Annotated in this window: 5 protein-coding genes; 1 reads left to right on the top strand and 4 read right to left on the bottom strand. The window is 62.3% G+C overall.

Annotation, left to right across the window (positions count from 1 at the left end; all coding sequences use genetic code 11):
• Positions 1–691: 691 nt before the first annotated feature.
• Positions 692–2,686 carry an RNA polymerase sigma factor RpoD gene (gene rpoD, locus H281_RS0120090; RefSeq protein WP_020068954.1) on the top strand — a complete coding sequence of 665 codons (1,995 nt, stop codon included), beginning with the start codon at positions 692–694 and terminating at the stop codon, positions 2,684–2,686.
• Positions 2,687–2,777: 91 nt separating this feature from the next.
• Here the strand turns inward: rpoD and H281_RS0120085 are convergent, their stop codons facing one another.
• The 4 genes from H281_RS0120085 to H281_RS0120070 form a co-directional block, all read right to left on the bottom strand.
• The gene (locus H281_RS0120085) at positions 2,778–3,170 is read right to left on the bottom strand and encodes a hypothetical protein (RefSeq protein ID WP_020068953.1); all 393 of its coding nucleotides are present in this window, start codon (positions 3,168–3,170) and stop codon (positions 2,778–2,780) included.
• Between the two features lie 280 nt (positions 3,171–3,450).
• Positions 3,451–4,251, bottom strand: coding sequence for a YfaP family protein (locus tag H281_RS0120080; RefSeq protein ID WP_020068952.1), 801 nt, complete (start codon positions 4,249–4,251; stop codon positions 3,451–3,453).
• Positions 4,252–4,273: 22 nt separating this feature from the next.
• Positions 4,274–5,158, bottom strand: a complete 885-nt coding sequence (locus H281_RS0120075) for a YfaP family protein (RefSeq protein WP_027804781.1) — start codon at positions 5,156–5,158, stop codon at positions 4,274–4,276.
• Positions 5,155–6,939, bottom strand: coding sequence for a DUF2300 domain-containing protein (locus tag H281_RS0120070; protein WP_020068950.1), 1,785 nt, complete (start codon positions 6,937–6,939; stop codon positions 5,155–5,157). Before H281_RS0120070 ends, H281_RS0120075 begins: the two co-directional genes overlap by 4 nt.
• Positions 6,940–6,951: the final 12 nt, after the last annotated feature.

The raw sequence follows: 6,951 nt of genomic DNA, 5'->3' as shown, positions 1-6,951 counted from the left end.
CTTTCATTACTGTGTGAGACTTGATACTTTCGCTTTGCGCCAGACCCCGAAAGGCCCGGCTCGCGTCGCGCATCAAGCGCCCACACTTATCGGCTGTTAGTTTTTAAAGATCGATCCGCTCACGCCGCGCTGTCCTTACCACCACCACCCGGCACCGCTTCGTTCTGCGTCGCTGCATCTGCAGCAGAGAAACGAGATTATGAAGAGCGAGTGACAGGTCGTCAACCCCCTTCGACGAATTTTCTTTCACAGAAGCGCCAATCGGCGCGCAAAGCGTTCGCCTTACATATAGTAGGTTTTCGATCCTTAGAGGAACGCAGTCGTGTGAACACGGACAAGTTGGTCTATAGTCGGGAGTCTGCCGTCCGTCCCGAGAGAACTGTCCGTTGTTGCAACAAACTTTTTTGCGCGCCGCTCCGCGCCGCCACGGGCGGACAGGGAACGGATCTACGGCAACAGCGTGCGACGAATTGCTGCGCACAATGCGCGCGAACGCGCAAGCTCGTATATAATGCGAGCCGCGCGAATTTCGCACATTTCTATCGGCCCGCTCAAAGCGGGCTCATCTTTTTGCTCCCCAGAGCACACAGCCATATAACCGCGTTGAGTCACTCAGGTGATGTTGAGCCATGCTCGAAACGCCTGACGGTCGCGTCTTGCGTCTCATAGCGAAGCCTCTCGAGGAGAATACGTGAACCCTTTTGATCGCGAAGATTCGCAACACGAAACCGCAGCCTACACGAAAGCTCCGTCGGGCCGTACGCCCAAGGGCAAGGGCGCGGGCAAAGCGATCCCCGTGGCGGCCGAGCTGCCGCCGCAGCAAGCCGAAGAACGTCAGCGCCAGATGCGCGCGCTGATCCAGCTGGGCAAGGAGCAAGGCTACCTGACCCACGCGCAGATCAATGACCACCTGCCCGATAACTTCGCGCAAACCGCGGCAATCGACAGCATCGTCAGCGCGTTCAACGACATGGGCGTGCAGGTCTACGAGCAGGCTCCCGACGCCGAAACGCTGCTGTTGAACTCGAACGCTCCGGCAGTCGTTTCCGACGATCAGGCGGATGAAGAAACCGAAGTCGCGTTGTCGACGGTGGATTCCGAGTTCGGCCGCACGACCGACCCCGTGCGCATGTACATGCGCGAAATGGGCGCGACCGAGTTGCTGACGCGCGCGGGCGAAATCGCGATTGCGAAGCGTATCGAAGACGGTCTGCACGAAATGGTGCAGGCCATTGCCGCATGCCCGCTCGCAATTTCCGCGATCCTGGCAAGCGCCCAGCAGGTTGCGGACGGCGAGTTGCGAATCGACGAACTGGTCGACGGCCTCAACGAAGACAACATCGCGGCGGAAGAAGATACCGTGAGCGCCGAAGCGACAACCGACGTGGATTCGGACACGGAAGAAGACGACGACAGCGATAGCGACGACGACGTCGGCCCGGCCGATTCGTCTGCAGCAGACGAAGCGCGTCTGAAGCAGCTTACGAGCGACTGCCTCGAAATCTTCGCGCAAGTCGGCATTCTGTACGACCAGATGAACGCGTCGCACACGCGCGGCGACGTCAGCTCCAAGGCATATCAGCGCGCGCGCGAGGAAATTCAGCAACATCTCGCGAAAATCCGCTTCACGGCGCGCACCATCGACCGTCTTTGCGGCGACGTGCAGCATCAGGTCGCGCAGGTTCGCGCGATCGAACGCAACATTCTGCAGATCGTCGTGACGAAGAGCGGCATGCCGCGCGAGAAGTTCATCGAATCGTTCGCGGGTCATGAAGCCGACCTCGGCTGGACCGAGCGCGCAGCACGCGGCACGACCTCGTACGGCGCCGCGCTCGAGCGTCACCTGCCGGCAATTCAGTCGGAACAGCAAAAGCTGATCGATATCGAAGCCACCGTCTCGCTGCCGCTCAAGCATCTGAAAGAGATCAACCGCCAGATGGTCGCGGCTGAATTGAAGATGCGCAAAGCCAAGAGCGAAATGATCGAGGCGAACCTGCGTCTCGTCATTTCCATCGCGAAGAAGTACGTGAATCGCGGCATGCTGTTCCTCGACCTGATTCAGGAAGGCAACATCGGCCTGATGAAAGCGGTGGACAAGTTCGAATACCGCCGCGGCTGGAAGTTTTCCACGTACGCAACGTGGTGGGTCCGTCAGGCCGTGACACGTTCGCTCGCCGATCAGGCACGCACGATCCGCGTGCCGGTGCACATGATCGAAACGATCAACAAGCTGAACCGCATCTCGCGTGAAATCCTGCAGCAGACCGGTCAGGAAGCGCATCCGTCGGTGCTGGCCGAGCGCATGGATCTGTCGGAAGAGAAAGTGCGCGGCATCCTCAAGATCGCCAAGCAGCCGGTGTCGATGGAAACGCCGGTTGGCGACGACGGCGACGCCACGCTCGGCGACATGATCGAAGACTCGGCGGCATCGTCGCCGGCAGACGCCGCGATGCAGGCCGACCTTCGCGCCGCGATTGACGATGCGCTCGACTCGCTGTCGCCGCGCGAAGCCAAGGTGCTGCGTATGCGCTACGGCATCAACACGAAGTCGGACCACACGCTGGAAGAAGTGGGCAAGCAGTTCGACGTCACCCGTGAGCGTATCCGCCAGATCGAAAGCAAGGCCATGCGCAAGCTGATGCATCCGAGCCGTGCCGATCGACTCAAGTCGTTCCTCGACCGTTGATCCAGCCAGTCTGACTCTGCTTCACCGCGCTTGCCGTGCGCCATGCACGGCAAGCGCAATTCCCGCCTCAAGCTTCAGAATCCCACCGTTCTCAAATAAGCAGCGAGATGATCCCGCCAAGGGTGATGCCCGCCGCCAGCCAACGTCCGGCCGTGTAGAAAGCGTTGCGCTCTTCGTGCGGCTGATCTGGCCGTTCCAGCCCGAGCGTGCCATACGCAAACGACTTCACCGCTGACGAATCCGTCGCCGACGCGCCCTCGCCGTCCGCACCGGCCGCGCTCGTGCCATCGACTACATTCGAATCGCGAGCCGCCGCAGCAGCGCCTTCCGTGGAGATGCGCACAGCCTCGTCCTGCTTCGACGCATTCGAGGTAGCAGAGCGCGCGGTGGCGGCATTGTCGCCAGTAACGGCAGTTGACGACGCACTCCTTGTCGTGCGGTCAGTTGCTTGTCGTGTTGACGGCAACGCACTGTCGATTTGCATTGCAACCTCCGTTCGTTTCTTCAGGGCGTTCGGCGTAGCGCCGGATACAGGCTCTATCGACCGGGACCGGTTGAAACTTGACGCCCTGTAAGGCACGGTAAGCGCAGACGCGAATGCCAACAACGACGCGTTCCGCCCCACATCATGTTGTCCACAGAAACTGTTCAGAAGGCTGTGGATATCCTGCGCAAGAGTCGCCCAAGTATCTGAGCGCGCACAGTTTTCATCCTCTGCACGCGGCAAGTCTGAAGTCAAAAAACAAACCGCAACGAGGCCGCGCTCAAGGCATAACAAACGTCTTCACGAGCGTCAATTCGCCGGCCTTGCGCATCGGCACGCGGATCGTCTCGCTCTTTTCGTTCGGCGTGTTTTCATTGGTGATGATCGTCACTTGAGCGACAGTCATGTCGCTTCGGTCGCTACCGCTGCCGTAGTAATTCACGAAGACGAGATAGGTGCCCTTCAGCGGCGCAGCCGATGAATAGATCTCCGGCCCATAGCCCGTCGTGACGTCGACGTCGAGCGCGCCGCCGTTCGCCACGACGCGATCGCCGTACCATGCATGCGCGCCGTCCGGCGATACCACGTGCAGGTCGAGATCCGTGCCGTCCGTGTCCCACGCGAGCAATACGCGCAGCTTCGGCTGCGTCTTGCCGCCATAGGCGTCATAGAACTGAACGCGCTTGCGGCTGCCGTCCGGCGCGCGCAATTCAACGCCATTGCTGCCCGCAGGAAACGCATAGGGCCGCGAGAACTTGCCGTCCTCCTCCACACGCTGCGGCAACGGCGTGCCGTCGACCACCAGCGTACCCACGGTCTTGCCCTTTCTTTTCGGTGCGTTACGAATCTGCCCTTCGATCAGCGCAAGTTTCGACTGCCCTTCCGGCGTCGTTACGGACACCGCCGGATAGTGCACATCTTGCGTATAGCGTTCGCTGTCGCCGCTCGTATTGCGCCAGCCGTTCAGCGGCGCGGCGAAGTCGATATCGCTTGCATGCGCGGCCGACGCGCCCTGCAAGCAGGCGAGAACCAGCAAGCTGTAGCCAGCAGCGTTCATCCATCCCGTCGTTTTGCGCTTCATCGTGACTGCTCCCGTCCCGCTTTCATAGTCGCTCGCTCTTCACGAGCATGAGGTCGCCGATTTTGCGCAACGGCACAACCATCGTTTCACGCCGCTCGTTCGGCGTATTTTCGTTGAAGACCAGCGTCAACGTCGCCGTGATGACGTCGCGGTCGTGCGCGGACGCGTCGAAGTTGTAGCCGGTCGTATCAAAGTTGCCCCAGTAATTGAGGAAGAAAAGCCACGTACCACGCTCTGGCGCCGCCGATGAAAATATCCCCGGCCCCGCGCCGTCCACCGAGTCGACGTCGAAGCCGCTGCCGTCTTCGAGCGTCGGATTGGCGAAGAACGCATGCAACCCGCCCGGCGTGATCACGTGCAAATCGACTTGAGCGTGCGGATCGTCCCACGTGACGATTGCGCGCAGCTTCGCCTGCGGCTTGCTGGTGTCCGCTTCATAGAACCGCATGCGCTGATGCTGCCTCCCGTCGGCAGAAATGAGTTCAATGCTGTTCGAGCCCGCACCGAACGCCCACGGCCGCGCGAATGCACCTTCGTCGTCCGTGTAGAGCGGCGTCGGATTGCCGTTGACCACGAGTGTCGGCGGCTTGCGCGCGCGTTTGTCGATACGCTTCAGGCGTCCCTCGATCAATGTGCGGTAACGCTGCGCGCCGCGATCGACCGGCGGTCGCGGATACGCCGCGACGAATTGCTCGCCCTCATTCGTCAGCCCGCTATGACGCCAGCCGCCGAACGAGCGGGTGAGATCGGCGACGCCGCCATCGGCACTAGCGGCGCGCGGCTGTGTCACAACGCCGGTGCCGGACACGCAGCATGCAGCGACGGCCACGAGCATCACGGCGCGCAGGCGAACCCGCCTCAGCACGGAAGGCCGGCACAACGAAAATAAGGAGGTGACGTGGTTCATTGGATCGGATTGTCGGTACGAATCAGCATGCGGGCGGTGCGCTCGACAAAATCTTCGTCGAGTCCACGCGGATGATGCTGAAACGCGAGGTGAACATATTCATGCGCCAACGCAATGCGATCCTCTTCCGTTTGCAAGCGATACACATAGACCCGATTGCGCTGCGCGTCCGCGTACGGACGTCCTTCGCGAACGGCACACACGGCCGGCAAGTCGGGCGTCTCGTATCCGGCCGCGCCATCCATGCGCCGCGCCCAGGAAGGCGCATTGCGTTCCAGCCACTCGCGCGCGCCGGTCACCGCGATGCAATCGCCGGACAAGGGGCTTTGAAATGAAGTCAGCGTGGCTTGCGGCCATGTGCGTGCAAGGATCGCATCGAACGTCAGGCCAGTTTGCGCGGAGGCTTTCGCGGCAAGCCAGCTCATTTGCCCTGCCGCGGCCTTGTCGTGGTGATACTGGACAGGCACGCCGGTCAGCACGAGCGCGTCGGTCATATCGGCGGCACGGCGCGCCGCCGTAGTCGGCGCGCGAGGCAGAACGCGCTGGGTGTTGCTGCTATCGTCGATACGCAAACAGCCGTGATCGTGTACGCCGTGCTGCACGGCGTAAGTGCGCGCCGCCACGGCAAGCGCCTTGGCCGCTTCGAGCTGCGCCGTATCGCCTTCACGCTCGACTACGCGCGCCACATAGTCGTTCATGCCAAAGCGACCGACCACTTGCGGCGCTCCCGCAGCGTTACGATCGAGCCGCAACTCGCCGCGGCTCGTCAGTCGCGTCCAGTTGCCGTTCACAAAGCCAACGCGATACTCGCCCTTCAGCGGCCCCCCAGCCACCGTCGCGGGCCCTTTCTGGCCGAGCACTTCGCGAATCGGATAGCGGCTGAAGAAATCGACGACGACACATGCGCCGTCATCGGGCACGGTAACTCGCGTGAGAAGCGGCGCAATGCGCGGCGCAGCCAACGCGAGCACGCGTGCGCTGCCGCCGGGACCGGCGAGCCAGACCGGCGTGCCATCCGCCAGCCAGCCTGCGGCGCCGCCCACCGATGCGCCTGGCCGGGCCGTATCGGGCATCGTCCACGTTTTGGCGCGCAGCAGGCTGCCGTAGAGCGACACCGTTCCCTCGCCACGTCCGCTCGTCAGCACGGAGACCAGCGTGCTGGCCGCCGCTTCGCGTGGGCGTGCGGGCATCGCCTGCAATGCGGCAAGCAGTTGCACGACGGGCACACGATGCGTCGGCGTCATCGCGTGAAGGTCGCGCAGCCAGGCTGGCGCGTGTACCGCTGTCCAATACTTGCGCCAGTCGGCGGGATCGAGTTGCAGACGCCCCGGTTCGAAAAAGAGCCCGCACGATTTCACGAGCGCATGCTCGCGATCGACATGACCGCCCGTCATGCAGCAATACACTTCTTCGGGATCGCCGCCGTTGCACGTGTAGTCTGGCGTTGCGATGTTTCGATCCACCAGATAGCCGTAGACAAACAGCTTCCACACGCTGCCAAGCGGTGTTTCCAGCGTGGCGGGCAACGGCAGCGCGGATTGCGGAGACAGGCCGCTAACGGCGCCGTCGACGTCGGCTTGCCAAAGCTGGCTTTGCCCGCCGCGCAACCACGCGAAGCGCAATGTCTGTTTCGCCGCCGGCTGCAGTGAAGCCGGCCCGGCCGCATACGCGCGATCGAGTGTGACGCCGCAGATCATGCACACCGCGCCCACGACGAACGCGACCCGCAGCATCATCGCTGCAAGAAGATCGCGGACAAACCGAAAAAGCGCGCGGAACATGGCCTGTGTCGC

It is taken from the genome of Paraburkholderia caledonica (genome assembly GCF_000383275.1).
In the GTDB taxonomy this organism is placed as follows: domain Bacteria; phylum Pseudomonadota; class Gammaproteobacteria; order Burkholderiales; family Burkholderiaceae; genus Paraburkholderia; species Paraburkholderia caledonica.
The sequence above is the reverse complement of the archived record's forward strand: the minus strand, read 5'-3'. Positions and strand labels throughout refer to the sequence as shown.